This is a genomic window from Piscinibacterium candidicorallinum (genome assembly GCF_047549485.1).
In the GTDB taxonomy this organism is placed as follows: domain Bacteria; phylum Pseudomonadota; class Gammaproteobacteria; order Burkholderiales; family Burkholderiaceae_C; genus Piscinibacterium; species Piscinibacterium candidicorallinum.
The window spans coordinates 2,997,711-3,023,345 of record NZ_CP180191.1 but is presented as its reverse complement, the minus strand read 5'-3'; the positions used below and the strand labels follow the sequence as shown (position 1 = coordinate 3,023,345).

Here is a 25,635-nt window from a genome sequence, read left to right as displayed (position 1 = left end):
GGTCTCAGCTGCACAAAACGGAGATGGGCGCCTGGTGCGGTTCTTCAGGCCAAAATGGCTGGAAAGCCGCACCAGACAAGCGAGATCGGTGTCGAGGGACGACGGGCGTACGGCGAGTGGCGAGTTCATTCCGGGTGCTCGCCGATGCACGGGCGGCGCACGATGCACCTGCCACCCACGCCCATGCGCATTGCCGCGGCGGGCTTAAGGCCCCGCCGACTTGCCGCGTGTTCAGGCGGCCGCTGCAGTCACGCCGAACACGCGCGGCGCCTGGCCGCTGGCCTGCACCTGGCCCGTGCCGCCGGCCAGATCCACAGTGAGTGTGGCGCTGTGCTCACCGGCGGTCCAGCGCAAGGCGAGTTGGTTGTTAGCGCTCTCCAGCAGCTCGAACTGGCCGTTGAATGCGGGGTGGGTGTTGCGCAGGCGGATGAGGTCGCAGAGCGCTTGCACCACGGGTTTGGCCATGGCGGCGCGCACGGTGTCTGGCGTGAAGTATTCGCGGTTGATGTCGCGGCCCACGCGGGTGCGCTCAAGCAGATCCATGTCGTTCTCGCCGGCCAGCAGGCCCACGTAATAGACCTGCGGCACGCCGGGCAGGAAGAACTGGATGGCGCGGGCGAGCAGGTAGCGTGCGTCGTCTCGGGCCATGGCGTCGTAGAAGGTGCAGTTGACCTGATACAGATCCAGGTTGGAGGCCGCCGCGCCCGTCGCTTTCCGACTTTCACCGCGGCTGTTCTCATGGATGGTCTCCACGAGGCGGTCCAGCTCTGCGGGTGGCACCAGCCCGGGCTTGCCGGCGCGGTCTGCGCTGTCGGCGCCGATGTCGATGATGCCGATGCCGTCGTGCGTGTCCAGCACGGTGAGCGCATTGTTGGGGCGGATGCGCACCCACTCCTTGAGCGCACGCGCGGTCTTGAAGGCAAAGGCGTGCAGCACGAGCGGCGGCAGGGCGAAGTCATAGACCCAGTCCACCCGCTTGGCGATCTCGATCTGCGTGCGGTAGTAGCTGTGGATCTCCACCAGCACTTCGATGCCGAAGCCGCGCGCCTGGTTGGCGAACTCATCGATAAAGGCGTAGGTCTCCGGCATCATGAAGCAGCTGGCGCCTGCCTTCTTGATGGCGTACCCCACAGCGTCCAGGCGCACCATCTTCACCTGGCTTTCGGCCAGAGTCTGCAGGATGCCGTGCAGATAGGCGGCACCTGCGGGGTGGCGCACGTCGATGTCCACCTGCTGCGGCGTGAAGGTCGTCCAGAGGATGCGCTTCTCGCCGTTCTTGAGCGTGGTGAAGGTGAAGGGCAGGCCTGGGCGCGGGCGGTAGATCGCGAGCAGATCCTTCTCCGTGGCGCCCTTGGGGAACACGGCTTCCATGGTGAGAAACAGGCCGTTGTAGGGCGAGGCGCTGCCCTTCGCAGAGAAGTCCTTGAACTGGGGGGACTCGCTGCTCATGTGGTTCACGATCACGTCAGCCATCACGTCCACATCAGTCGTGAGCGCCTTGATGTCCGCCCAGGTGCCGAGGCGCGAATCCACCTGCGTGTGGTCGATCGGGTCGAATCCGGCGTCCGAGCCGTCGATGGGGTCATAGAACGGCAGCAGGTGCACACCGCCGAACAGGCCTGCCAGCTCTTGCTTGAGCAGGCTGTGCAGGGCCTTGAGGTCGCCGCCACTCAGGCGATCAACATAGGTAATGAGTTGAACCTGGTTCTTCATGTTGAATGCTTCTTCTGGATCAGGCTCAGTGAGGTGCCCGCGCGCCAGTCAGCGCAGCGGGTTCGGGGTCTGTGGTCTTCACGAAGAGCACGGCCACGGCCGCGCAGGCCAGCAGCGCGCCGCCCAGGCGGATCACGTTGCCGGGGTCACTGCCAAGCAGCGGGCCGTAGATCAGCGGCAGCGTGAGCATCTGGATGATCATCGGGATGACGATGAACATGTTGAAGATGCCCATGTAGACCCCGGCGCGCTCCGGCGGAATGCTGCCGGCGAGCAGCACGTAGGGGTTGCCCATGATGCTGGCCCAGGCCAGACCCACGCCCAGCATGGGGATGAAGAGCATGGCCTTGTCGCTGATGCTGGGGAGCATCCACATGCCCAGCGCAGCGGCACTCAGGCAGATGGCGTGCATGATCTTGGCGCCGAAGCGCCTCGTGAGCGGCACCATGGCAAAGGCCGCGATGAAGGCGATGAAGTTGTAGAAGCCGCCGATCTGCCCGTTGGTGAGCACGGCATCCACATAGCCCGGCGCCTTGGGGTCGGTCACACCGAAGACGCTCTTGGCGACCGAGGGCACGATGAACTGCCAGTAGCACATCATTCCGTACCACTGGAACAGCGCCATCCACCACAGGCGGCGCATCGTGGGCGGCATGGTGAGGATGGCGTCCCAGATCTCTCCGAAGATGGCGCCCACGGTGCGCGGCTTGGCGGCCAGCTCGGCACGCTCGGTCTCGGTGAGCGGCAGCTCCGGCACCTTCTTGATCGAGAAATACACCGTGGTGAAGGACAGCAGCGCACCGATGAGGAACGCACTGACCACGATGAGCGGGATGCCATTGGGCGCCTGCGCCGTCTTGCTCATACCCAGCCAGACCAGGATGCTCGGCGCCAGATAGGCCGTGGTCTGCGCAAGGCCCGTGAATGCGCTTTGCGTAAGGAATCCAGCCGAGTGCTGATCACGATTCAGCCGGTCGCTCACATAGGCGCGATACGGCTCCATGGTGACGTTGTTGGCGGCATCCAGAATCCACAGCAGGCTGGCGGCAAACCACAACGCCGGCGAGAAGGGCATGACCAGCAGGCCCAGCGAGCACGCCAGCGCGCCATACAGGAAATACGGAGTGCGTCGGCCCCAGCGGTGCGCCGTGCGATCCGACAGTGCGCCAATGATGGGTTGCACCAGCAGCCCGGTCACGGGCCCGGCCAGCCAGAGCAGCGGCAGATCTTTGCCCTCGGCGCCGAGCATCTGATAGATCGGCGTCATGTTGGCCTGCTGCAGGCCGAAGCTGAACTGGATGCCGAAGAACCCGAAGTTCATGCTCAGGATCTGCGAGAAGCTGAGGTGCGGCTTGAGCGGGGTGTGGGCCATCAGGCGGGTGTCCGGTGGGATCTCTATGTGTCAGGCGGCGTGTCTGTGGATGGGCGCTGCGGGTCTTGCCCCTGCCGTCGCGCTGCCGTGGCCCGCTTTGCTTGCAGTGCCAAGCCACTGCGCCCGCCAGCGGGCGTAGTGCGCAGGATCGGCCGCGACTGCGCCACGCAATGTGCAGACCATGGCGGCAAACTCGGCAGCACGCGCCAGCGTGGTGGTCAGCGGCCAGTCGTGTAGGAGGCCGGCCAGCAGCACGGCAGAAAAGGCATCGCCCGCGCCAACGGTGTCTGTGACTTGCACGCGGGGTGTGCTGCCCTCGGCCAGCAGCTCGCCAAGGCCCTGCGCTGATCGGCCAAACGCCGCATAGCCCTGCGCGCCGCGTGTCACGACGAGCAGCTCGATGTCAAAGCGTTGCATCAGCGCGGCGACGGCATCCAGATGATCGGGGCTCGCAAAGTCCTGCAGCGCGGGCGCCGGGTCCTGGCCGAACCAGCCCAGCAGCTGCGCCAGTTCCTCGTCATTCACCTTGACCACCTGCGCCAGCGCCAGGCTGGCCTCGGACAACTCGCGGTTGCGCACGCCGCCTTCAGGCAGCGTGCGCAGGTTCAGGTCAAGAAAACGACGTGCCGAACTGGCAGCCAGTGCACCATAGAGCGCGGCACGGGAGCGGGCATCGCGCTGGGCGAGCGTGCCAAAGCCGATCCACGCCGGTTGTGCCGCGCGCACACAGGCCACGGCCGTGGTGCTGTCGATGGCGTCCCAGGCAGCGTTCTCGCGGATGTGGAAGCTGTGCGCGCTGCCGTTCATGTGCACATCCACCACACCTGTGGCCAGCGCGGAGTCGATCTGCAGGCCGGCGGTAGCCACACCAAAGGCGGCGCACTGTGCCGCGATCTCTCGGCCCAGGGCGTCATGGCCCACGCGGCTCACAAAGCAGGGCGCCAGGCCCAGAGCACCGAGGTTGCGCGCCACATTGAAGGGCGCACCCCCGATGACCGTGTGTTCGGGAAAAGAATCGGCCAGCGCCTCGCCGATCAGCAGCACGCCGCCCGGGGAAGGGAGCGGTTCGTGCGTCTGCGCGGAGTCCGGATACGGAGTCATCAGAGGGAAAGCTGAATCAGGGACACGGAGGAGACCGAGCGTCCTGCCCGTCATGCGCTGCAGTGGCCCGGCTTGTGACCGGGTGCACCACCGAAGGCGCGGCCGTTTGGAAAACGCGAAGCCCCCGGGGCAACTCGGGGCAGAACCACCCCGAAGGCATTCGCTGGGTCATTCGATCCGCACCCGGGTTCGCCGGGTGCGGGGTCGTGCTCAGAACAGGTACTTGATCGTGGCGCGCGCCGTACGGCCGTTGATCGAACGGGCCACGAAGAAGCCGTTTTGACCTTCGCCTTCGGTGTAGCCAAGTTTGTTGAACAGGTTGTTGACGCCGACGTTGAGCAGCAGGTTGTCGCTGATGCTGTAGTTCAGGAAGGCGTTCACCACCGTGTAGCCCGGCAGCACGACGACGTTGTCGTTCTGCGCGTAGGACTTGGTCGTGCCGATGATCGCGGCGCCGATTTCAGCGTTGCCCACGGAGTAGCTCGGGGCGATCGAATACACGACGTCAGCCTGACGGCGCGGCGTCTTGCCGTTGTTCGGGCCGCCATCGATGCTGGCGTCGGTGAGGGTGACACCCGAGGTCAGGCGGAACGCACCGGCGCGCAGGCCCAGCTCGGCTTCCACGCCGCGTGCGCTGTAGTTGTCGCACAGGGTGCGCTGGGTGGAGGCTTCGAACGCACAACCTTCCTTGGTCTTGGCGTTGAAGGCAGTGATGAAGGCGCTCAGGCCGCCGCTGCGGATCTTCACGCCCAGCTCCTGCTGCGTCAGTTCGTTGAAGGGGATGGCGGTGCGGGCCGTGGCCGCCCCCAGGACGCGGTCACCCATGAAGCTGACACCGGAACTCACGCGAGCAAAGGCCGCCAGATTGCGGTCGAGCTGATAGTTCGCGCCCACTGAGTAGCTGGTCTTGGAGATCGAGTAGTTGAAGTTGTTGCGCGTGCGGGTGTCGAAGCCGCCGGTGGCTGCGGTGTAGCCGTCGGGCAACTGGTAGCCCGAGCCCTTGTTGCGGTCGCTGCGCAGGCTCGCGTCCACGGTCAGCGCGCCGGCATCCCAGGTGAGCGCTGCGTAGGGCGCGGTCTGGGTGTAGCTGGAGTCCCAGGAGCGGATGAAGTTGCCCCAGATGGGTGTGGGCAGCGTGCCGAGCTGACCGAAGTTCCGCGGGTTGTCGCCGTTGAGCGCGAACACGTAGCCGTTCCAGTACCAGGTCTGGGCAATGTCCTGCTTGCCGTAGAACAGGCCGCCGGTGACGGTCAGGCTGTCCTTTCCGCCCAGGCTGATCTTGTAGCTGGCCTTCAGGTCGTTGAAGACGTTGTCGAGGCTGTCCAGCGAGGTGTTGAAGATGTGGCCCACAAAGCGGTCCGCGGGCAGCGGGCCGCCGACGCTGGCGGGCACGGCCGGGCCGTCGGAGGCCGGAAACACGCCGATGAAGCGGCCGCCGTTGTCGGCGTAGCGGAAACGGTTCTCGATGCGGATGCTGCCCAGATCAAAGCCGGCTTCGAGGCCCAGCGCCGTGGACTTCATGTGCAGGCCGTCGCGCGGGTCGGTGACGACCTGCTGGTTGTTGCGGTCGAGCACCACGTCGCGGTTGAAGGCGTTGGTGACGAAGAATGCGTTGCGCGGATCAATGCCCGGGATGGTCTGGATCGAGCGGCCATCGGCGGACAGGCGCGTGGGCACGGGCAGGAAGGTCGGCGTCTTGTCGTTGAGGACCTTCAGGCTGGCGCGGATGTAGTTATTGCCGCCGAGCATGAAGGTGACGTTGCCCTTGATCTGGCCGCCATTCTCGGCATTGAAGTTGGCGTTGCGGCCGGAGGCCTCGCCCACGCGCCAGAAGCCGCCGACCTGATAACGCACCGTGTCGGAGGCCTTGCCACCCTGGGTGAACTCGAGGCGGTACTGGCGAAAGTCCAGACCCACGCCCAGGCTGGCCATGCCACCCTTGTCCTCGCCGGTCTTGGAGATGAAGTTGATGATGCCGGCCGGGCCATTGCTCGCAAGCGTGGAGGCCGAACCGCCGCGCACCACTTCCAGGCGATCGATCATCGCGTCGGCACGCAGATACTGGTCGGGCGTGGCGAAGGCGATGTCGCCGAACAGCAGCACCGGCAGGCCGTCTTCCTGCAGCGAGACATAGCGCGAGCCACCCGCAGACAGCGGCGCGCCGCGCATGGTGATGTTGGTGTTGCCTTCACCGGCGCTGGACTCGGAGCGTACGCCGGGCACCGAGCGCAGCACTTCGGCGGCGTTGGTGGCGACGGACTTTTCGATCTGCTCGTTGCTCAGCGTGGAGACCGAGAGCGACTGGCGCATCTTGGTGGTGGCGACAGCCGCGCCAGTGACCACCACGCTGTCGAGCTTGAGCTGGTCGTCCTTGTTGGCGTCGGTCTGTTGCGCCGGCGCCGTGGCGGGCGCTGCGGGGGGCTGCACGGTCTGGGCCAGCACCTGGCCGCCGAGCAGGAAGGCGCCCGTGAGGGCGAGCGTGATACGGCTGAGCTTGAAAGTCGGCGTCATCAATGTCTCCAAGAGCGATCTGTGCGGTGCCGGGCACGGCTTTTTGGGTGAGGGTCTTGTGCCCGTTCCTGGTGCGGCTTGCCGTCTGCGTCGATGGTGCAACCGATCGATGCGGGCTGTCCACGGCGATCGACTGTACGCAGGCTGAATTCAAAACGCAATCGTTTGCGACGTCGCGGGTTCACGCTTTTCATGCTGGGTCGCAACATGATTCGCCGTTCAACGAGGTGAGTAAATACCTCGCGCTGAGGCGTTGTTTCGCCTGAATCCGGATTGCTGCATCGCGCAAGCGAATGTGGTGTGCATGGATGTGATCGCGAATGACGACTTCGTTCATTGACGAACAAGCCATTGCTCAGTTCGCAAAGGATTGCGACCGAGCGTGCGAGGCGGTTGCTGAAGGCTGATGCGGGATCTTGCGCCGGGGTGTGCACGTCGTCTGGCGCGCCCCGGAACCGTTCGCGGCGCCTAGCGCTCGGCGCTGCCGGCGATCGAGCTGTTGCGAACTACCAGCTCCACGCGCAGGGTGCGCGGCGGCACCTTCTGACCGGAGAGCTGCTGCAGCAGGGCATCGACGATTTCTGCCCCTGCGTTGGCAAAGGGCTGGCGGATCGTGGTCAGCGGCGGTTCGGCGTGGCGTGCCCACTCGACGTCGTCATAGCCGACCACCGCCACCTCCCTGGGCACGGAGCGGCCGCTGGAGCGCAGGGCGTGGATGGCCGCCACGGCAAGCACATCGCTGCACGCAAAGAGCGCATCGAAGGCCACCCCATCGGCCACCAGGCGGCGTACTGCGTCGCTGGCCATGTTGGCCTCGAAGGGCTGCTTGAGCAGCAGGCGCGGATCAGGCTGCATGCCCGCTTCGCGCAGTGCATGTTCGTAGCCGCGGTGGCGCAGCATCACTTCGGGCAGGTCCGGGTCGCCAAGGAAGGCAATGCGCTTGCGACCCTGCTCGATGAGATGGCGCGTGGCCTTGGCGCCGCCGTCAAAGTTGTCGCCACCCACGCTGCAGTAGATCTGCTGCGCCAGCTGCGCGCCCCAGACCACCAGCGGCACATTGCGCGCTGCCATGACGTTGAGCTGATCGTGGTGGTGCCACTGGCCGATCATGATGATGCCGATGGCCGTGCCGCTGTCGTACAGCGAGGCGGCCATGTCGAGCTTCTCGGCGTCCACGCGCGAAAGCAGCATGTCGTAGCCGCGGCTGGTGAGGCTGTCGGCCAGGCTGCCCATCATCGTCAGGAAGAAGGGCTCGCTCACGTGCTGGCGCGAGGTGCTGTCGTAGGGGATCACGACCGCCACGGTGCGGTTCTGCCGCGTGCGCAGATTCTTTGCACTGAGGTTGATCGTGTAGTTCATCTGCCGCGCGAGTTCGCTGATGCGATTGCGCGTGGCCTCGCTGACCTCGGTGCTGCCGTTCAGTGCACGCGACACCGTGGCCACCGACACGCCGGCGAGGCGAGCCAGGTCAGCCATCTGCGGCCGCCGATGCTCCGCTGGGCGGCCAGACTCAGCGCTTGCTTGGGGTGGGGTCTTGCTGTCTTGATCGGAGTTCATTCGGGCAATCGAAGAATCGGGCGGTGGAACGACGATGTCTCGCGGCGGGGGAGCATGCCGGCTGTCAAAACTGTCAACTTTGTTGATCTTGACTCAAAAACGTAGCGATCGACAGGGGGAAACACCCCCATGCAAACCCCTGTGTGTGGAGAATAAATCGCAATCAACTTCAGCACAGCGCATTACACAGTGCTGTTGTCGGCGCAAATTTGCCGCAACTCAAGCGAAACGGCTATTTCGCCGAACGCTGAATGGATTGGTGCGGGAGCGGAGGCCACGCGGTCCCGGGGGGCCGGGATTGGACGTGTCGGTGCGGGTGGCCTGCTCGCCGCGGCTGAGAGTCTGACGTGCTGCATTGCGTGGGCGGGGCTCGTGCAACGAGCAGCCGGTGTACTGCGCGCCCCGCGCCGAGCAATGCTCTGGCGCGCGCCGATCAGCCGAAGGCCGCGTCGCACCGGCGCGAATCCAGCAAGCAGCGTCTCAAAAACAATTGATTTCGGCCGCGAAATCTGGGGGTCTGAATTGTGGATTACCGCGCAATGGAAGCGCGATAAAGCCGAACAGTGGCTTGCGTTTAAGTCATATTCGGCCGCTGATCAGTCGCGGACTCAGAAACCGACGGTCACGCCAATCGACGCCACCGGGTAGTACTTCAGGGAGTTGCTCCCTGCGAGCCGCGCGGCTTCTGCGTTGAGGTTGCTGCGCAGGGTGTTGCAGTCCGCGGCGGACAGGCTGCCGCAGGACGCATTCACCGTGGCCTTGGCGCCGCCAGTGGCCTGCACACCCAGATCCACGTAGAAGTTCACGCCCAGCCCGCTCACGTTGCCGTAGCCCACGCCTAGGTAAGGAGACAGGCTGTTCTTTGCACGCAGTTCACCCGTCACCGTGCCGATCTGCGCGGCGCTGTAGGTCACGCCGTTGATGACGTAATTGCCACCCGAGGGCTTGCCGGTGACCTGTACCTTGCTGCCGCTGCCGATCAGGCCGGCCGTAATGCGAAAAGGCCCCAACGGAGTGAAGTCCAGAAACAGCGCGGGCTGCGAGAGCTTGAGCTTGCCGTCGTAGTTGATGCTGGTGTCGTCCACCGTGAAGTTGGTCTTGCCCGCGCTGTAGCCCAGGCGCGCCTTGAGCGTGGGCAGCACGTCCCAGCCGATGTCACCACCCACGCCGTTGGTGCCGGCGCGCACGCCGATGCCGCCGGCGTGCGCAGAAAATGACGCCCCGACGAGCAGTGCGGTGGCGAGGGCGGACAGGGCAAGGGTCGTGGAACGCATGGGATCTCCGTTGTTTGAGTGCGTTTGAGTGCGTGCTGCCGGCGCGCAAGCGCGGCGCGATGCCGTCAGCTTATTCAATCAGCGCCGTGATCAGGCGTTTGCCAGCAGGTTGCGGAGCGCTTCGTGCAACAAGCCGTTGCTGGCAAGCAGCGGCGAGGGCGCAAGTTGCCCGCCCTGCACCAGCGAGGCGCCGGCAAAGTCGCTCACCATGCCGCCGGCTTCGGTCACCAGCAGGTGGCCGGCGGCCATGTCCCAGGGCTTCAGGCCGACTTCAAAGAAGCCGTCATACCGCCCGCAGGCGACCCAGGCCAGATCGATGGCCGCCGAGCCTGGCCGGCGCAGGCCGGCAGTGTGTTTCGCCACCGCCTTGAACAGGCGCGTGTACAGATCGAAGTCCTGGTCCGGCCGGAAGGCGAAGCCGGTGCCGATCAATGATTCATCCAGTCGCGCACAGGACGTGACGTGGATGGGGGTGTTGTTCAGCTTTGCGCCACCGCCGCGGATGGCGGTGAAGGTCTCGGCATGGGCCACGTCCAGCACCACGGCCACCTGAGGCTCGCCCAGGTGCGTGAGTGCGATCGAGACCGCGTAGGCCGGCACGCCGTGCAGGAAGTTGGTGGTGCCATCCAGCGGGTCGATGATCCACTGCCAAGGGCTCGCGCCCGGCCGTTGAACGCCAGTTTCCTCGGCGAGGACGGCGTGCTCCGGATAGGCCGCTTGCAGCACCGCGAGGATGGCGGCTTCCGCATCGCGGTCCACCCGGCTGACAAAGTCGCGCGGGCTCTTGGTGTCGATCACGAGGCTGGCGCGTTGTTCAGCGCCCTTGCGGATGACCCCGGCCCCAGCCTGTGCACCGGCCAGCGCAATGTGCAGCGCGCGCTGCAGGTCCAGATTGCTTGCGCCGCTCACGCTTCAGCCGCGCTGAGACTCGGGTGATGCTGTCGCGCGCTCATAGGTCACGAAGCTGAAGGCCAGGCTCGTATCCTTCTCGCTCACGTGATCTTCGCGCGCCACTTCGCGCCACTGGAAGGCGGGCAGCAGCGGGAAGAAGGCGTCGCCTTCGTACTCGCGCTCGATCTCGGTGAGATACACGCGCTGCGCGATCGGCAAGCCTTCGGCATAGAGCTGCGCGCCGCCGATCAGCATCACTTCCGGCGCATCACCGGCTGCGGCGAGCGCATCCGCCAGCGAATGCACCACGGCCGCGCCTTCTGCACGCCACGCCGCATTGCGCGTGACCACGATGTTCTGTCTGCCCGGCAGCGGCCGAAATCGCGGCGGCAGGCTATCCCAGGTCTTGCGGCCCATGACCACCGGCTTGCCCAGCGTCAGCGCCTTGAAGTGCGCCATGTCCTCTGCCAGATGCCAGGGCAGGGCGTTATGGGCGCCAATGACGCCATTGGCGGCGCGGGCGAGGATGAGGGAGAGCATGGCTACACCGCGACTGGAGCTTTTATGGCCGCGTGATGCTGATACCCCACCACCTCGAAGTCCTCGAACTCGTAATCAAAGATCGATGCCGGGCGGCGCTTGATGTTTAGCTTGGGGTAGGGGAAGGGCTCGCGGGCGAGCTGCGTGGCCACCTGCTCGTGGTGGTTGCTGTAGATGTGGCAGTCGCCGCCGGTCCAGATGAATTCGCCCACCTCCAGGTCGCACTGCTGCGCCACCATGTGGGTGAGCAGGGCGTAGCTGGCAATGTTGAACGGCACGCCCAGGAAGATGTCGGCGCTGCGCTGGTAGAGCTGGCAGCTGAGTTTTCCGTCGGCCACATAGAACTGGAAGAAAGCGTGGCAAGGCATCAGCGCCATCTTCGGCAGATCGGCCACGTTCCAGGCGCTGACGATGATGCGCCGCGAATCCGGGTTCTTCTTGAGCGTGTCGATCACCTGGGCGATCTGGTCGATGTGGCCGCCATCGGGCGTGGGCCAGCTGCGCCACTGCACACCGTAAACGGGGCCGAGGTCGCCGTCCGGCTTCGCCCATTCGTCCCAGATGGTTACACCACGCTCCTGCAGCCAGCGGGCGTTCGAGTCGCCACGCAGGAACCAGAGCAGTTCGTAGATGATGCTCTTGAGGTGCACCTTCTTGGTGGTGACCAGCGGAAAGCCTTCGCGCAGGTCAAAGCGCATCTGGTAGCCGAACACGCTCTTGGTGCCGGTGCCCGTGCGGTCGGTCTTGTTCACGCCCGCCTCGAAGACGTGGCGCATGAAGGTTTCGTACTGGTTGCTGGCCATGCCGGGCAGTTTATCGACTGCCCGAAATGCGGTAGCTGGGGCTGGAAAGTGATCCATCTGACGCACTCGCCGCGTGCAGTGTCATCTCAATCATTTCGCCGGGTGAAACGCATTGCTACCGTTCAGCTCACAAGATCGCACGACCGCAGCAGCATGCATCGGTCGGCACCGGAAGGAGACAGGATGCAACGCACGGCCCTGCAGGAGGGGTTGGCGCGCGGCCTGAGGCGGGTTCTGCTTGGCATGGCGCTGGGCATGCCCCTCATGGCGGGCGCGCAGCAGTCAGCGCAAGGTGAAGGCGAGCACAGGAATTTCGTGCGCGGCGGCTTTGCCTACCTCAAGCTCAACGACAGCTCATCCGACGCCCGCGATCTGACCGGCCCGGTGATCCGCACCGCCGATAACGGCCTGTTTGCCTTGCTCGGCGTGCCGGACGTGGGCATCCCCAAAGGGGTGCAGGCCGACGTGGGCAACGCAAGTTCGGCCTACCTGAGCTTCGGCCGCTTCCTCACGCCGGACTGGGCGCTGGAAGCCATCGCGCTGGCGGCGCCCTTCAAGCACGACATCACGGGCAAGGGCACCATCGCCCGCCTGGGGCCGGTGGCCACCGTGAAGCAATTGCCGCCAACGCTGGTCCTGCATCGCTATTTCCGGGACGCGAGCGCCACCGTCCGGCCGTCTTTGGGTCTGGGTGTGAACTACACGCGCTTTTTCAGCGCCCGCGCCACGCCGGCGCTGGAGGCCTATACCGGCGGACCCACTGACATCAAGCTGAGTTCATCTACCGGCCCGGCCGCCTTTGCAGGCGCCATGTGGCAGGTGGACAAGCGCCTGCATGTCAATTTCACGGTGGGCTATGTGAAGGTCAAGACCACCGCGACGCTCACCACGCGCAACACCCGGCTCACCGCCAACTCCCCGGTGCTGCAGGACGCGCCGGCACCTGTGCCCGGCCTGGCAAACAATGCGCTGCTTGGCCCGGTGGTGACCGGCATCCTGAATGACATCGCGCAGCGTCGTGGCGGCAGCCTGGGGACCTTCGAGCGCCAGCTGGACCTCAAACTGGACCCCACCGTGTTCGCCATCAGCGTGGGCTACCGTTTCTGATGCGACCCGACCCATGGAGACCTGCATCATGAACGCCATCCGCATCACCCTGGCCAGCCTGCTGGCCGCCAGTCTGCTCATCCAGGTGGCTGCCCAGGCGCCCGCCCCGGCTGCCGCACCCGAGCCTACGCCCGTGGGCAAGTGGCACACCATCGACGACAACGACGGCAAGCCGCGCGGGGTGGTGGAGATCATCGAGAAGAACGGCGTGCTCGAAGGGCGCATCACCGGCACCCTGCGTGCAGGGGAGTCGCTGGACGCCGTCTGCGAGGTCTGCCCGGGCGATCGCAAGGGCAAGAAGATGCTCGGGATGATGATTCTCTCCGGCCTGAAGAAGGAGGGGCAGGGCGCCAATGCGGCGTGGACCGGCGGCGAAATCCTTGACCCCGACAACGGCAAGCTCTACCGCGTCAAGCTCGAACTCGAAAACGGCGGCCGCACGCTCAAGGTGCGCGGCTACATCGGCTTTTCTCTTCTCGGACGGACCCAGCGCTGGCAGCGCGCGCCGAACTAGCCCCCTAGGACCTCCATCATGACCCCTGCATCCCCGTCCACCGCCAAGCACCAGGCCAAGACCTATTCGCGCTACAGCCTGAGCGTGAAGAAATGGGCCTACCTGATGTTCCTCCTGCCCCTGTCGCTCCCGTTGAGCAGCGCATGGATCGGGCAGTACACGGACCAATGGGATCTGGCAGCCTTCTATACGCCGCTGTGGTACTTCGTGATCATCCCGGCACTCGACTGGTTGATCGGCAAGGATCCGGCCAATCCGGCCGAGGAGGACGAAGCCTGGCTGTCGGCGGAGCGCTTCTACAAGGTGCTTACGCTGGTTTGTCTGCCGCTGTATCTCGCATTGTTGGTCTGGGGCGCCTGGATGCTCGTCACGGCGCCCTTCAGCTGGGTGGGCATGGTCGGCTGGACGATCTCCATGGGCCTGGTGGGGGGCGTGGCGGCCATCAACACCGGGCATGAGCTGATCCACAAGCCCACACGTCTGGAGCAGTGGGCAGGCGGCCTGCTGCTGGCCGCAGTGAGCTATGGCAGCTTCAAGGTGGAGCACATCTATGGTCATCACGTGGATGTGGCCACGCCGCGCGACGGCTCCACCGCGCGGCTGGGCGAGACGATCTATGGCTTTGTGCCGCGCGCCTTCTGGCACAACCCGGCACGCGCCTTCCAGCTCGAGCGCGAGGCGTTCGCCAGACGCAACAGGCGCTGGACGCCGCTGGCCAGCGAGCTCGTCGCTTGGTACGGTGCCTCGCTGCTGTACGCCGCGACCTGCGTGGCGGTAGTGGCCCTGTTCACGCAGGCGCCTTGGTGGGTCGGGTTGGCGTACTTCGCGGGGCAGAGCGTGGTGGCCATCGCGCTGCTCGAAATCATCAACTTTGTTGAGCATTACGGTTTGGCGCGCGCGCTTGTCAACGATGGCCCCCTCAAAGGCCGTTACGAGCGGGTCAACGTCACGCACTCATGGAACTCCAACTTCGCGCTCACCAACCTGCTGCTGTTCCAGCTGCAGCGTCACAGCGACCATCACGCGCACGCATCACGGCGCTACCAGGCGCTACGGCACTTCGACGAGAGCCCGCAGCTGCCTGCCGGCTACGCCACCATGGTGGTCCTGGCCGCCATCCCGCCCCTGTGGCGCCGCATCATGGACCCACGGGTTGCCGCCTACCGTGCGGCCAGTCGGGCGGCGATGGGTGCCGCGCAGGTCTCGGCCAAGGCGTCCTTGCCCTGAGACTGCGGATCAATCGCAGGGCCTATCCGTGACCGGCAAGCCGCGCAGCGAAGCCCTGCAGCAGACCGGTGCCGCACCAGCACCCGGCTCGCCACGTACCTTGCCTGCGCCAGCGCTTTTGAACGAACCCTACGCCACCGCCCATGACGCCGTCTTCACGCTCGTGCGCCTGCTGCTCAATCGTGGCATCCGCGCCGAGCAGATCGCGCAGCACACCGGTATCAGCCCCAGCCTGCTGGACGACCCGGACGGCCGCGTGCCCCTGTCCGGCTTCAATGCGCTCTGGGCGCTCACCGCGCAGGTGCTGGAGCACCCCGGCATTGCGCTTGACCTGCACGAGCGCTACCCGGACAACCGCATGCACTTCGTCGCTCACCTGGGCATGCGCTGCGCCACCATGCGCGAAGCCATCGAGCAATGGGGCAAGTACGCCTTGCTGGTGTCGGAGTCGGACTCGGTGCGCTACGAAACGCACGGCCGCACGGCCTCCTTCATCTACCAGTGCCTCGACCCGCGCTTTGCGAGCCGCTGGTTTGCCGAGCATTACCTGGCGCTTGCTCTGTTCTATGCCCGCATGTTCACCGGCGAGCCGCTGCGCATTGAGCGTGCCACGTTCATGCATGCCGACCCCGGCGGCTCGCTGGCCGCGGAGTACCAGCGCTCCTTCGGTGTTCCGCCGGAGTTCGGCGCAGCGCAGAACGCGCTCATCTTCGATGCGGCCCTGCTCGATCTGCCCTTTCGCACGGCTGACCCCTACCTGCGGCATTTCCTCGTGACCCAGGCCGACGAACTCATGGCCCGGCTCGAGCCCGAGGCCCGCATGGCCAGCCGCGTGGTGCAGGCTCTGAACCTGCTGCTCTCTAAGGGCCAGCCGCTCACCCTGGACGAAGTGGCCGCCACGCTCAAGCTGCCCGTGCGCCGCGTGCGCCTGCTGCTGGAAAGCGAAGGCGAGACCTTCCGCGAGCTGCTCAACACTGTGCGCCGCGAAGCCGCCGCCCACTACCTCAAGCAGGGCCTGACCGTCTCGCAGACCGCCTACCTGCTCGGCTTCTCCGAACCCAGCGCGCTGCAGCACGCCTTCAAGCGCTGGTACAAGCGCAGCGCAGGGCAGTTCCAGAGCGAGCATGCGCAGCTGGCTGCAGAAGATGGCAGGAAGGTGTCGGTCTTTGGGAAGCTGCGGCATTCGTCCTGAAGGGCTTCTCGCTTGTCCCGTGCGGCTTTCCAGCCACTTTGGCCTGAAGAGGCGCATCAATGCTCGATCCGCGTTTCGCCGTCCGGGCGTTCTACAGGCTGAGGGCATGGCTGCACCGGGCCACTCGCCGCAAATCAGCGCGCCATAATTCGCCATCGCTTTTCACCGTTGAAAGAGGTTCGCCATGGCCGCGCAACCCGCCGTACTGAATGCACCCTCGCCGGTGCCCATCCTGCAGCTGCATCACTACGCCTACCGCGCGCGCGATGCCGAGGAGACGCGCCACTTCTATGAAGACCTGCTGGGGCTGCCGCTGTATCACATCATCCAAAGCGACTACGTGCCCTCCACGGGCGAGTACTGCCCGTATACGCACTTCTTCTTCCGCCTGGCCGACGGCAGCTTCATTGCCTTCTTCGACCTGGGCGACGACGTGAAGGCCGAGCCCTCGCCCAACACGCCGCTGTGGGTGAACCACGTGGCCTTCCGCGTGGAGTCGATCGAGAAGCTGGAGCAGATCAAGACCCGGCTGCTGGCGCACGGCGTGGAGGTACTCGGCATCACCGACCACCACGTCTTCAAGAGCATCTATTTCTTCGACCCCAACGGCATCCGGCTGGAGCTGTCGGCCCAGGTGGCGAGTGAGGCCGAGATGGCGCGCGAGAGCACCGAGGCCCATGCGCGGCTGGCCGAATGGAACCGTCGCAAGGAGCAGTGGCGCGCCGAGCGGGCTGCGGGCAAGGCGGCGGGCGTGTTGAAGCCGCAGCAGAACGACCGGCCGGAGTACGCGCCCAGCACGGGCGCATGAGCAGCGCGCCGATGCGGGTCACCATCGTCGGCGCCGGCGGCATTGGCGGCGCGCTCGGCGGCCGGCTGGCGCTGGCGGGGCATCGGGTCACACTCATCGCACGCGGCGCCCATGCCGCGGCGCTCAGGCAGGGCGCGCGGCTGGTCGATCATGTGCATGGCGGCGAGCACGGGCTCGCCCTGCCGGTCACGGATGACCTGCTGGCCGTGGGCGAGCAGGACCTGATCATCCTCGCCACCAAGGCGCACGGCATTGCCGAGGTGCTGCCGCGCCTGCGCAACATGGTGGGCCGGCACACCGTGGTGGTGCCGGCCATCAATGGCTTGCCGTGGTGGTACTTCGCCGATCTGGATGACCCCTTCCGAAGCCGACGCCTGAACTGCCTGGACCCCCAGGGCACGATGTTTGCGGACCTGCATCCGAAGCATCTGCTGGGCTGCGTGGTGCACATTGCGGCCGAGGTGCGCGCGCCCGGCGAGATCCACTGGACGGGCGGCAAGCGCCTGATCCTGGGTGAACTCAACAACGTCGTCAGCGAGCGGCTCGAAGCGGTGTGTGCCGCGCTGGATGCTGCCGGCTTCGAGGCAGTTCGCGCAAGCGACATCCGCCGCGATGTCTGGTGGAAGCTGCTGGGTAACCTGAGCTTCAACCCGGTAGCCGCGCTGACTGGCTACCTGATGAACCAGATCTGCGCCGACGAAGGCGTGCTCGCGCCGATCCGCGCCATGATGCTCGAGGGCATGGCGGTGTCCGAGCACCTGGGCTATCGCTTCGACGTGACGCCGGACCAGCGCATCGACGTCGCGCGCCAGCTCGGCGCGGCCAAGATCAGCATGCTGCAGGATCTGGAGGCCCGCCGTCGGCTGGAGCTGGAGGCGATTGTGGAGAGCGTGATCGAACTGGCCGACGCAGCCGGCATCGCGGTGCCCACCATCAAGCAGATCCATGCGCTGGCCCGTGCCCGCGCCATGACCCTGGGGATCAACCAATGAGTGAATTGAAGCGAAACATCGGACTCATCGGCGCCGGGGCCATGGGCCTGCACATGATCCGCCACCTGATCGCGGCCGGCCATGCCGTGACGGCCAGTGTGCGCCGTGATGAGGCCGCACGCGCGGTCGAAGGTGTGGGCGCGCGCGCGGTGCGCTCGCCCGCGGCAGCGGCAAGCAATGCGGACGTGATCATCACCAACGTGACCAGCACGCCCGATGTGCGCGAGGTGCTGCTCGGAGACGAAGGCGCCATCCACAGCGCACGCAGCGGTGCCGTGGTGGTGGACCACAGCACGATCGCGGTTGCGGGTACGCGCGAAGTTGCCGAAGCACTGGCCGCGCGCGGCATCGGCTTCATTGATTGCCCGGTGTCGGGCGGCGTGCGCGCAGCCGAGGCCGGCACGCTCACGCTCATGGCCGGTGGCAGCGCGGAGCATCTGGCGGCGGTGCGCGACGTGATCCTGTGCTACGGCAAGACGCTCACGCACGTCGGCCCTGTCGGGGCGGGGCAGGTGGCCAAGGCCTGCAACCAGATTGTGCAGGTGGTGAACATCCAGGGCATTGCCGAGGCCATGCTGTTCTGCCGTGCCCAGGGGGTGGACCCGCAGCAGATGCTGACCGCCATTTCCAGCGGCTTTGCCGGCAGCCGGATGCTGGAGCTGATGGGCCCGAAGATGGTGGCGCGCGACTTTGCTGCAGGCATCGAAAGCCGCCTGCATGCCAAGGACTACGGCCTGATCCTCGAGATGGCGCAGGCCGCCGGGCTGGATCTGCCCGCCGTGCAGGTGACGCAGGCGCTGCTTTCCGACATGCAGGCGCGCGGCTGGGCGAAGGAAGACACCAGCGCGCTGCTGAAGGCGCTCGAACTGCGCCAGGCTTCGGCGTGAGATGCGACGCTGAAATCTGAGTTGGAAATCGGCCAGGATCCGCATGCTGCATGCGGAAAGCAGCCAATTGATCTATTCAATCAGCGTTTGAATCTGGCGCTCTTCAGGGGCTGCTTTTCAACCAAACATTGAAAATGACTCGGCTGGCCAGACCGGCCTCAAACCCGCAGGCCGCAGCGCCATCTGATCCGCAGCGCGTCACGCCGTTTTAGTGCGGCCGCGCGATCTCCGCAGCCAGCGCCTCGAACAGCGGATGCCCTGGCTCCGCCAGCCGGTCGCAGGCCGTGAAGTGGTTGTCGCCTTCAAGCAGGATCGGTCCGCGCGCCACGCCCTTCCAGGCCTTGAGCATCAGGTCCTGCTGCTCAAAGAAGGCGGCGGACTCCAGGGCGCCCGTGGCGACGATCAGTGGCGCGTCCGTGGCGGGCGGCAGGCGCGCCGGGGAGAGTGCGGCGCAATCCGCTTCGGTGAGCTGCAGATCCTGATTCACGAAGGACGCCTTGCGCACTGGCGCCAGCTCGAACAGGCCGGACACCGCCGTGGCGCTCTTGATCAGATCCGCCGGCGGCTGACTGCCCCACTGTGGCCAGCGCGCTGCCAGCATCATGGCGGCCAGATGCCCGCCGGCCGAGTGTCCAGCGATGTGGATACGCTGCGGATCGAACTCGTAGCGCCCCGCGCGGCCATACAGCCACGCCACCGCCGCACAGGTCTGCTGCACGATGTCGCGCAGGCTCACCGCGGGGCACAGCGCATAGTTGGGCAGGGCCACGCTCACGCCGCGGGCCTGCCAGGGCGCGGCCAGCCAGGCGAAATCGCGCTTGTCCAGGCTGCGCCACCAGCCGCCGTGCATGAAGATCAGCAGGGGCGGCAGCGCGCCGCGCGAACTCACGCGGGCGGGAAAGAAGTCCAGCCGCTCGCTGGCGTGCTCGCCATAGGGCAGATCCAGCAGGCAGGCCAGACGGCGCACGGCATCGGCGCCGTCGCGGCTCCAGCGTGAAAGGATGTGCGGATGCTCCGGGACGAGCGCCCGGTTGTTGAACAGGCGCTCGTAGTCCATGCGGGCTCCGGCGGGTCAGTTCGCTGCGGGTGCAGCCGGCTCCGTGGCCGTCGCCTCGCGCATCGGCATGCCTTCAAACAGCTTGCCTGCGTACTTGCGGTCCAGCAAACGATCGAAGTTCGCCATCGAATTCAGGTGCGTGTAGGCCAGCCGCATCGCGCCGCTCTCGATCAAGGTGCGCAGGGTCTTGGCGGCCACTTCCTTGAGCGCCAGCTCGTCCACGCGCCACATGCCGCCCATCTGGAACTGGGTGCCGTCGCGCAGCGTGGCGGTCAGGTCGAAGGGCTTGATCAGGCCGTGCTTGCGCAGCATGTCCTCAAGCGCCGCGGTCATCTGCAGATCGCGGTCGAAGGCCTCCACCAGCTGCGCCTGCTGCAGGAAATCGCCCACCGGCACGCGGTTGTTGTCGATCACCGGCTCGCCAGCGTCATTCACGAAGCTGGACTCCACGCACATCAGCGGCTGCTGCTGCACCACGCCGTCAATGCGCACCAGGGTCGTGCAGAAGGGGTAGCGGCGGATCATCGCGGGTACGTAGACCGTGTTGTCCCATGCGCCGTCCTTCCAGTACAGGTTTTCCTTGTCGGCAAAGCCCAGCACCGCCATCAGGCCGCCGTTCTCGGCGAATACCAGCGGATAGTCGCGCGAGGCCATCCAGCTTTCGCCCAGCGAGATGGGCACCGCGTTCAGGGTGCTGTATTCCACCGGCGTGGGCGCGTTGCGCCAGTCCAGCACCTTCAGGTCGGGGCGCAGCGGGGTGATCGAACCAAAGCCAAACGGCGGCGTGATATCCATGAATGAACTCGCAATGACAGAAGGCTGCGCAAACGACAGCCAGGTAAGCCAGTGCACCCCGCCCGCCGCGCAAGCCCGCGATTATTGCAGCGCCCGTCACGACCTTTTGGCTGCTATATATTTAGTCAACGCAGTCACGAACACGGGGCGGTAGCTCAGCTGGGAGAGCGTCGCGTTCGCAATGCGAAGGTCGGGAGTTCGATCCTCCTCCGCTCCACCACTTTTCATCCAGCGTTTTTCCTCTGTAGCTAGGTTTCATGCGGGTTTCCAGGCGGCCTGTGGGTCAGAAAGGTGTGCCACTTTCTGTTCCACCGAAGGCAAAGAAACCGATGGCAAAAGAGACCGGGCTGTATCAGAGGGAAGGTGTTTTCTATGTCCGCGTGATGGTCCCGAAGCCCCTGCATGACGTGCTCGGGGCGAAGGAATACCGCGAGTCCTTGCACACGCGGGACCGTTCCGAGGCCAAGGCCCGCGCCGCCGCAATCCGCGCGGCCAAGCTGGCGCAGTTCGAGACCTTGCGCCGCAATCGCAAGCTCACGCCTCTGGACGCACTGAAGCCCGAACAGGTCGAGGCTCTGGCTGCCGCCGTTCGGCGTGACGTGCTCAAGTTCGATGACCTGATCCGCATAGAAGCGCCGAGCACTTGGGGCGCGAGCTGGACGGCCGCGCTGGCAGGCGGCAAGGCAGGCGCAATCGGCAAGCTGCTGCCCCTGGACACCACAGCTCAGGACGTCCTGGACCTCCTGGACTCCTCCGAGCATCCGCTGGACACCCCGGCCGATTGGGACCCGCTGGCTGGCCTGACGCCGGTTCAACGCGAAGTTGCGGCCGGGTATCACGGACGTCTGTTGACCGAGGCGCAAGCCGCCGTAGCGGGGGACCTGTCCAAGGTGCGAGCCCGTGCGGACCATGCGGCCCGGCTTCTGGGCTGGCAGGTCGATTGGGCTGCGAACCGTAGCGCCCTACAGGCGATTGCCGGGAGCCTGCACGCGGCGGCTTCAGACCTGCTGCGCCGGAACCGAGGCGAGCCGGTTGAGACCCCCGCCGCGCCGCAACAGGCGTCGCCCTCTGTAGCAAAGCTGCGCGACGTGTTCGGCCTGTGGGAAGGGGCGGAACTCAAGCGGCCCCGGAACACGGTCGAGAAATACCGGCGATCCCTTGAGTTGTTCGAGGAGTTCACCGGCAATGCGCCGCTTGCCAGCCTTCGGACGGCGCAGGGCTTTGAGTTCAGCACTTGGCTGCGTTCCAAGTTCGACAGCCCGAAGACCGCCAATGATCGTCTAACGGCGGTAAAGACACTGCTCAACTTCGCGGCACAGCGGCTCGAACTGATCCCCCGCAACCCCTGGCAAGGGGTCAGCATTGCGACCTCCAAGCGGGCGGTCCGAAGGCCCTGGACGGTCGAGGAGCTGGAAACACTCTTCGCAGCCCCGCTCTTTACCGACTTCCGCTTGCCGGACTCCACGAAGGCGGGCGGGGAGGCCGCGTACTGGCTGCCCATACTCGGGCTGTTCACCGGGGCGCGGCTCTCCGAGCTATGTCAGCTCCGCACGGTGGACTTCGAGCGGGCGGACAGTGCCACGGAAGCCGGATCAATCCCGCTGCTGCGGATCACAGAAGCCCCGGACCCCGAGGAAGAAGACGACGCCCCGCGCAGCCTCAAGACCGACGCAGCGCAGCGGATCGTGCCGCTGCACCCTGAGCTGATCCGGCTCGGGTTCCTGGACTATTGCGCAGCTCGGAAAGCGGCAGGAGACTCCCGGCTCTTCCCGGACGTGCGCTCGCCTGAGTCCGACACGGCGGGCAAGTATGTGAGCGAGTGGTTCGGCAAGTTCCGCAAGGCTCGCGGACTGTCCCGGCGGTACCTGGACTTCCACGCGCTGCGCCATACGGTGCGCACGCGATTGGTCGATGCCCACGCCCCCGAGCCCACCATCGACGCCCTGCTCGGGCACGAAGGCGGCGGCAGTACGGGCCGCAGGGTCTATACGCACGCCAGCCCTTCGGCGCTGCGCGATGCGATCCAGCGCCTGAGCTATCCGGGCCTGAACCTCCCCCGCGTCTACCCGCAACCCGCTGCGGCCTGACGCCCCTTTGTCTGGTTTCGCTCCGGTCGGCTCGCGCCGTCTGGACACCGGGCATGGGGCATCCCCGGATCAATGACGCCCCGCCATCCTTGAGCACCCAAGCAGCACTATGAACCACGCACAGATCGACACCCCCGCTACCGCCGCTCCCGGCTTCACGGACGATGACCGCGCCCGGCTTCGCCTGTTCCGTTACCGGATGTCCCAGACAGCCCAGAATCTTGCCCGGACCCACGCGCAGGCCACCGGCTCCCCCGTGCCCCTGGCCGATACCCTGACCCTGATCTTCGGGCGCCTGGAAGACGAGCGCACCGGGGAAGACACCGGAGCCGAATGGGCCGCGATCTGCCGGGAGCCCGAGGGGATGGCGGACTATCTGCTGTGTGCCGGGCCGGTCCTGACCATCCAGCGCACCGAGGAGCCGGGCAGCCGCTTCTTGGCGATGGACTGCACCGGACGGATCATCGGCCGGGGCGACTGGCTGCAATACCTGCTCTCGGGCCTCCCGGTTCGGTCGATCCTTGAGGCGGCAGGCATGGGCCGCTAGGAGGGGCGCAAAGGGGCCTAGGAGCCTCGATCTCCCGGAGGCAAGGGGTAATAGCTGTCCGGGCGGTCGAGGGCTTCTAGGGACCAAAAAGTCACCCGCTAGAGAATGAGGACGCTATGCCCTGAACGGTCCGGAAAACTCACGTTGTACAGAGTAAGAGGACCCTACGGTCGGACCGCCTCTGAAATGTCAGATGGCGCAGGATAGAGGACCCCATGCGGCCGCGACTGTCGCCGACTGTCCAGGAAGGCGTGGAGTCCGGGAAGGTCCTTTCCGTGCGCTTCGCTTCGGCCTAGTCGGCTTGCGCCTCCTGGCGTTTCGGAGTGCCTGAAAGTTCACCATGCACAGGGTAGAGAACCCCACAGAAGCCCCGAAACGTCCTGGCGTTTAGGAGTGCCCGAAAAGTCAACACTCGCAGGGTAGAGACCCCAAGAGAAATCCGGGAAGGTCCTGCCTCTGACGGGAACCGGCCACGGCGGTAGATCGCGGGCGTTTCGGAGTGCCTGAGAAGTCAGGACATACAGGGTAGAGAACCCCAGAGAAATCCGGGAAGGTCCTGGCATCTCGGAGTGCCTGAAAAGTCAGGTGGCGCAGGGTAGAGAACCCTATGCGTTTCGGTCATTACGAAACCCTGAAAATTTCACCCGCTACAGGGTAGAGAACCCCATAGCCGGGCGACGTAAACAAGTTCACCACGTACAGGGTAGAGAACCCCAAAGCAATGCAGGAAGGTCCTCGTGTTTCGGAGTGTCTGAAAAGTCAACACCCGGAGGGTAGAGAACCCTATGCGTTTAGGAGCACCTGAAAAGTCGAAGCTGGCAGGGTAGAGAACCCTATAAGGATTTAGCCGTTCCGAAGCACTGAAAGTTCACCTTCCACAGAGTAGAGACCCCATGATCGCCCGGACTTCCCGGACGCTCCGCTGATCCGCCACGCCCGCTGACCTGCGTGGCCCTGCCTCTGGCGCCTTCGCGCCCGCATCCCCCTCCTACCCACAACCCAGCCCTTCCCCCGGCCGCCTGAGCGCGGACACCGGGGCGGGCGTGTTCACCCTGAAAGACCCACCATGAAGCACACCGAAGAAGGCGCAAGCCTCTCCCCCGAGCCCCGCCGCAGCGCGGAGCGCAACGACCTCCTGACCGTCTCGGACACCGTGACCGGCGTTCGACTCCAAGACGGCAGCGTGGCCCTCATTGACCGCCGCGACTTCGAGGCCCTCCAAGCAGCCGGGCACACCGGACGCTGGTTCCTGAACCTTAGCGGGCAGGGCAACCCTTACGTTCGCCTGCAAGGCCGCAGCAACCTGCTGACCGTGGCCCGGCTGATCCTCGGTGCCCGTCCGGAGGAGCAAGTTGAGTACCGCAACGGCTCGCGCCTGGACTTGCGCCGGGAGAACCTGACCCTGCGCCTGCGCAAGGGCGGCAAGCGCCGCGATGCGATCGAGGCGGCTCAGGACCTCTACCCGCACAGCCCAGAGCTGCAAGCCGCCTACCTGCGCGGCCGGTGGCAGGCGCTGCGTGAACGGTCCAAGACGGTCCGCGAGGCCCCCGCCATCCTGCGCAGCGCGGAGGCTCGGGTATGAGCTTTCAGCAGTTCGACACCCTGCGCACGGTTTCTGCCGCAGACCTGCTGAGCAATCCCCCCGTACCCCGCGCCATGATCCTCGCGCCCTGGCTGCGCGAGCGGGACGCGGTGCTCCTCTGGGCACCCACCGGGGCCGGGAAGTCCCAGGTCGCAATGAGCGCCGCGCTGGCCGTGGCGGGCGGCGTGGAGGTGCTCGGCTGGACCGCACCCGAGCCGCGCCCCGTGCTGTATGTGGACGGGGAGATGGACCGGGGCGATCTGGTCGAGCGGCTTGAGCTGCTGCGCCACGCCACGAACCCGCCGATCGACGCACAGGCGCTTGGCCGCCTGCACTTCCTGGCGCGGGACTGCCACGGGCCGGACGTGCAGTTCCCGGACCTAAGCACGCCGGAGGGGCACGCGCTGATCCTGGCGCAGGCCAAGGCGTGCGGGGCTGCTCTGGTGATCCTGGACAACCTGAGCACACTGGCGACCGTGGAGGACGAGAACTCCGCAGCGGCCATCAAGCCGGTTATGGACCTAGTGCAGAAGCTGCGGCAGCAGGGCTGCACGCCCTTCGTGGTCCACCACGCCAGCAAGGGTGGAGAGAACTACCGGGGTACCAGCAACATCGCCACCACGTTCGCCTGGATCGTCGGCCTGAAGCCCACGCCGGGCGCACCGGCCGGGCTGATGGACGTGGCGATGGTCTGGCAGAAGACGCGAGGCGGCGCGAACGAGGCGACCGTCGAGAAGCGGGTTCGGCTCCGCGCCGACGCTAGCCGCGCTGCTTGGGATCATGGACCGTCCGAGCACTCCCAGGCCGCCGCGCTGGCGCAGGCGATCCGCTCCCGCAAGTGGATCAACGTGGAGGAGGCGGGCAAGGCCATCGGATTGCAGAAGACACGAGCGTATGAGCTGAAGCGCGAAATCCTCGCCGCTGAGCTGATGCGCGAGGTCGAGATGGACCGAGCTTTCAAGGAGGCCAAGGCGCTGCGCGAGGAGATCGGCAATCCGAACCGAAGCCTGGACTTCTAGGAGGGGCGCGGAGTCTGGGAGGCATCGTCTCCCAGACAGGATGTTTTCCGGTTTTCCGC

Annotated in this window: 22 protein-coding genes and 1 tRNA gene; 12 read left to right on the top strand and 11 right to left on the bottom strand. The window is 65.9% G+C overall.

Annotation, left to right across the window (positions count from 1 at the left end; all coding sequences use genetic code 11):
* Positions 1 to 231: 231 nt before the first annotated feature.
* From gtfA to ACMDW7_RS13655, 9 genes are all read right to left on the bottom strand, one after another.
* Complete coding sequence (gene gtfA / locus ACMDW7_RS13695) at positions 232 to 1,713, bottom strand: sucrose phosphorylase (protein WP_377303463.1); 1,482 nt, start codon at positions 1,711 to 1,713, stop codon at positions 232 to 234.
* Positions 1,714 to 1,738: 25 nt separating this feature from the next.
* Positions 1,739 to 3,085 (bottom strand): MFS transporter, encoded by a 1,347-nt coding sequence (locus ACMDW7_RS13690; protein ID WP_377303465.1) that lies wholly within the window; start codon positions 3,083 to 3,085, stop codon positions 1,739 to 1,741.
* Between the two features lie 30 nt (positions 3,086 to 3,115).
* The gene (locus ACMDW7_RS13685; RefSeq protein ID WP_377303467.1) at positions 3,116 to 4,186 is read right to left on the bottom strand and encodes a PfkB family carbohydrate kinase; all 1,071 of its coding nucleotides are present in this window, start codon (positions 4,184 to 4,186) and stop codon (positions 3,116 to 3,118) included.
* A gap of 210 nt (positions 4,187 to 4,396) precedes the next feature.
* Positions 4,397 to 6,697: a TonB-dependent siderophore receptor gene (locus tag ACMDW7_RS13680; RefSeq protein WP_377303469.1), complete on the bottom strand. Its 2,301-nt coding sequence runs from the start codon at positions 6,695 to 6,697 to the stop codon at positions 4,397 to 4,399.
* A 468-nt stretch (positions 6,698 to 7,165) separates the two neighbouring features.
* Positions 7,166 to 8,173, bottom strand: a complete 1,008-nt coding sequence (locus tag ACMDW7_RS13675) for a LacI family DNA-binding transcriptional regulator (protein ID WP_377303471.1) — start codon at positions 8,171 to 8,173, stop codon at positions 7,166 to 7,168.
* A gap of 689 nt (positions 8,174 to 8,862) precedes the next feature.
* Positions 8,863 to 9,528 carry a hypothetical protein gene (locus ACMDW7_RS13670; protein WP_377303473.1) on the bottom strand — a complete coding sequence of 222 codons (666 nt, stop codon included), beginning with the start codon at positions 9,526 to 9,528 and terminating at the stop codon, positions 8,863 to 8,865.
* A gap of 90 nt (positions 9,529 to 9,618) precedes the next feature.
* Positions 9,619 to 10,437, bottom strand: coding sequence for an inositol monophosphatase family protein (locus tag ACMDW7_RS13665; RefSeq protein ID WP_377303474.1), 819 nt, complete (start codon positions 10,435 to 10,437; stop codon positions 9,619 to 9,621).
* A 3-nt stretch (positions 10,438 to 10,440) separates the two neighbouring features.
* Positions 10,441 to 10,959, bottom strand: coding sequence for a dihydrofolate reductase (locus tag ACMDW7_RS13660; protein ID WP_377303476.1), 519 nt, complete (start codon positions 10,957 to 10,959; stop codon positions 10,441 to 10,443).
* A gap of 2 nt (positions 10,960 to 10,961) precedes the next feature.
* Positions 10,962 to 11,762, bottom strand: coding sequence for a thymidylate synthase (locus ACMDW7_RS13655; protein WP_377303478.1), 801 nt, complete (start codon positions 11,760 to 11,762; stop codon positions 10,962 to 10,964).
* Between the two features lie 183 nt (positions 11,763 to 11,945).
* On the opposite strand from ACMDW7_RS13655, the gene ACMDW7_RS13650 reads away from it, so the two are divergent.
* The 7 genes from ACMDW7_RS13650 to ACMDW7_RS13620 all read left to right on the top strand — a co-directional run bounded on the left by ACMDW7_RS13650 (position 11,946) and on the right by ACMDW7_RS13620 (position 18,489).
* The gene (locus ACMDW7_RS13650; protein WP_377303480.1) at positions 11,946 to 12,869 is read left to right on the top strand and encodes an OmpW/AlkL family protein; all 924 of its coding nucleotides are present in this window, start codon (positions 11,946 to 11,948) and stop codon (positions 12,867 to 12,869) included.
* 28 nt (positions 12,870 to 12,897) lie between these two features.
* Entirely contained in the window at positions 12,898 to 13,383 is a 486-nt protein-coding gene (locus ACMDW7_RS13645) for a DUF2147 domain-containing protein (RefSeq protein WP_377303482.1), read from the top strand.
* An 18-nt stretch (positions 13,384 to 13,401) separates the two neighbouring features.
* Entirely contained in the window at positions 13,402 to 14,610 is a 1,209-nt protein-coding gene (locus ACMDW7_RS13640) for an alkane 1-monooxygenase (protein WP_377303484.1), read from the top strand.
* 28 nt (positions 14,611 to 14,638) lie between these two features.
* Entirely contained in the window at positions 14,639 to 15,802 is a 1,164-nt protein-coding gene (locus tag ACMDW7_RS13635) for an AraC family transcriptional regulator (protein ID WP_377303486.1), read from the top strand.
* Positions 15,803 to 15,986: 184 nt separating this feature from the next.
* Positions 15,987 to 16,610 carry a VOC family protein gene (locus ACMDW7_RS13630; RefSeq protein ID WP_377303488.1) on the top strand — a complete coding sequence of 208 codons (624 nt, stop codon included), beginning with the start codon at positions 15,987 to 15,989 and terminating at the stop codon, positions 16,608 to 16,610.
* The gene (locus ACMDW7_RS13625) at positions 16,607 to 17,602 is read left to right on the top strand and encodes a ketopantoate reductase family protein (protein WP_377303490.1); all 996 of its coding nucleotides are present in this window, start codon (positions 16,607 to 16,609) and stop codon (positions 17,600 to 17,602) included. The genes ACMDW7_RS13630 and ACMDW7_RS13625 overlap by 4 nt, the downstream gene beginning before the upstream one ends.
* Positions 17,599 to 18,489 (top strand): NAD(P)-dependent oxidoreductase, encoded by an 891-nt coding sequence (locus tag ACMDW7_RS13620; protein ID WP_377303492.1) that lies wholly within the window; start codon positions 17,599 to 17,601, stop codon positions 18,487 to 18,489. The genes ACMDW7_RS13625 and ACMDW7_RS13620 overlap by 4 nt, the downstream gene beginning before the upstream one ends.
* A 208-nt stretch (positions 18,490 to 18,697) precedes the next feature.
* Here the strand turns inward: ACMDW7_RS13620 and ACMDW7_RS13615 are convergent, their stop codons facing one another.
* Together ACMDW7_RS13615 and ACMDW7_RS13610 are read right to left on the bottom strand one after the other, a co-directional pair.
* Positions 18,698 to 19,546, bottom strand: a complete 849-nt coding sequence (locus ACMDW7_RS13615) for an alpha/beta hydrolase (RefSeq protein WP_377303494.1) — start codon at positions 19,544 to 19,546, stop codon at positions 18,698 to 18,700.
* A 15-nt stretch (positions 19,547 to 19,561) separates the two neighbouring features.
* Complete coding sequence (locus ACMDW7_RS13610; RefSeq protein ID WP_377303496.1) at positions 19,562 to 20,341, bottom strand: SapC family protein; 780 nt, start codon at positions 20,339 to 20,341, stop codon at positions 19,562 to 19,564.
* Between the two features lie 144 nt (positions 20,342 to 20,485).
* On the opposite strand from ACMDW7_RS13610, the gene ACMDW7_RS13605 reads away from it, so the two are divergent.
* The 5 genes from ACMDW7_RS13605 (at position 20,486) to ACMDW7_RS13585 (ending at position 25,576) form a co-directional block, all read left to right on the top strand.
* Positions 20,486 to 20,561, top strand: a tRNA-Ala gene (locus ACMDW7_RS13605).
* A 37-nt stretch (positions 20,562 to 20,598) separates the two neighbouring features.
* Positions 20,599 to 22,428, top strand: a complete 1,830-nt coding sequence (locus ACMDW7_RS13600) for a DUF6538 domain-containing protein (protein ID WP_414859569.1) — start codon at positions 20,599 to 20,601, stop codon at positions 22,426 to 22,428.
* Positions 22,429 to 22,537: 109 nt separating this feature from the next.
* Positions 22,538 to 22,975, top strand: coding sequence for a hypothetical protein (locus ACMDW7_RS13595; protein WP_377303500.1), 438 nt, complete (start codon positions 22,538 to 22,540; stop codon positions 22,973 to 22,975).
* 1,066 nt (positions 22,976 to 24,041) lie between these two features.
* A complete protein-coding gene (locus ACMDW7_RS13590) occupies positions 24,042 to 24,557 on the top strand; it encodes a hypothetical protein (RefSeq protein ID WP_377303502.1) in 516 nt (171 codons plus the stop codon).
* Complete coding sequence (locus ACMDW7_RS13585; RefSeq protein WP_377303504.1) at positions 24,554 to 25,576, top strand: AAA family ATPase; 1,023 nt, start codon at positions 24,554 to 24,556, stop codon at positions 25,574 to 25,576. The genes ACMDW7_RS13590 and ACMDW7_RS13585 overlap by 4 nt, the downstream gene beginning before the upstream one ends.
* The last annotated feature ends 59 nt before the right edge of the window (positions 25,577 to 25,635 follow it).

Bases quoted from the DNA above. Each gene is read 5' to 3' on its own strand.
- gtfA (WP_377303463.1), bottom strand. From the start codon at position 1,713: ATGAAGAACCAGGTTCAACTCATTACCTATGTTGATCGCCTGAGTGGC.
- ACMDW7_RS13690 (WP_377303465.1), bottom strand. From the start codon at position 3,085: ATGGCCCACACCCCGCTCAAGCCGCACCTCAGCTTCTCGCAGATCCTG.
- ACMDW7_RS13685 (WP_377303467.1), bottom strand. From the start codon at position 4,186: ATGACTCCGTATCCGGACTCCGCGCAGACGCACGAACCGCTCCCTTCC.
- ACMDW7_RS13680 (WP_377303469.1), bottom strand. From the start codon at position 6,697: ATGACGCCGACTTTCAAGCTCAGCCGTATCACGCTCGCCCTCACGGGC.
- ACMDW7_RS13675 (WP_377303471.1), bottom strand. From the start codon at position 8,173: ATGGCTGACCTGGCTCGCCTCGCCGGCGTGTCGGTGGCCACGGTGTCG.
- ACMDW7_RS13670 (WP_377303473.1), bottom strand. From the start codon at position 9,528: ATGCGTTCCACGACCCTTGCCCTGTCCGCCCTCGCCACCGCACTGCTC.
- ACMDW7_RS13660 (WP_377303476.1), bottom strand. From the start codon at position 10,959: ATGCTCTCCCTCATCCTCGCCCGCGCCGCCAATGGCGTCATTGGCGCC.
- ACMDW7_RS13655 (WP_377303478.1), bottom strand. From the start codon at position 11,762: ATGGCCAGCAACCAGTACGAAACCTTCATGCGCCACGTCTTCGAGGCG.
- ACMDW7_RS13650 (WP_377303480.1), top strand. From the start codon at position 11,946: ATGCAACGCACGGCCCTGCAGGAGGGGTTGGCGCGCGGCCTGAGGCGG.
- ACMDW7_RS13645 (WP_377303482.1), top strand. From the start codon at position 12,898: ATGAACGCCATCCGCATCACCCTGGCCAGCCTGCTGGCCGCCAGTCTG.
- ACMDW7_RS13640 (WP_377303484.1), top strand. From the start codon at position 13,402: ATGACCCCTGCATCCCCGTCCACCGCCAAGCACCAGGCCAAGACCTAT.
- ACMDW7_RS13630 (WP_377303488.1), top strand. From the start codon at position 15,987: ATGGCCGCGCAACCCGCCGTACTGAATGCACCCTCGCCGGTGCCCATC.
- ACMDW7_RS13625 (WP_377303490.1), top strand. From the start codon at position 16,607: ATGAGCAGCGCGCCGATGCGGGTCACCATCGTCGGCGCCGGCGGCATT.
- ACMDW7_RS13620 (WP_377303492.1), top strand. From the start codon at position 17,599: ATGAGTGAATTGAAGCGAAACATCGGACTCATCGGCGCCGGGGCCATG.
- ACMDW7_RS13615 (WP_377303494.1), bottom strand. From the start codon at position 19,546: ATGGACTACGAGCGCCTGTTCAACAACCGGGCGCTCGTCCCGGAGCAT.
- ACMDW7_RS13610 (WP_377303496.1), bottom strand. From the start codon at position 20,341: ATGGATATCACGCCGCCGTTTGGCTTTGGTTCGATCACCCCGCTGCGC.
- ACMDW7_RS13600 (WP_414859569.1), top strand. From the start codon at position 20,599: ATGCGGGTTTCCAGGCGGCCTGTGGGTCAGAAAGGTGTGCCACTTTCT.
- ACMDW7_RS13595 (WP_377303500.1), top strand. From the start codon at position 22,538: ATGAACCACGCACAGATCGACACCCCCGCTACCGCCGCTCCCGGCTTC.
- ACMDW7_RS13590 (WP_377303502.1), top strand. From the start codon at position 24,042: ATGAAGCACACCGAAGAAGGCGCAAGCCTCTCCCCCGAGCCCCGCCGC.
- ACMDW7_RS13585 (WP_377303504.1), top strand. From the start codon at position 24,554: ATGAGCTTTCAGCAGTTCGACACCCTGCGCACGGTTTCTGCCGCAGAC.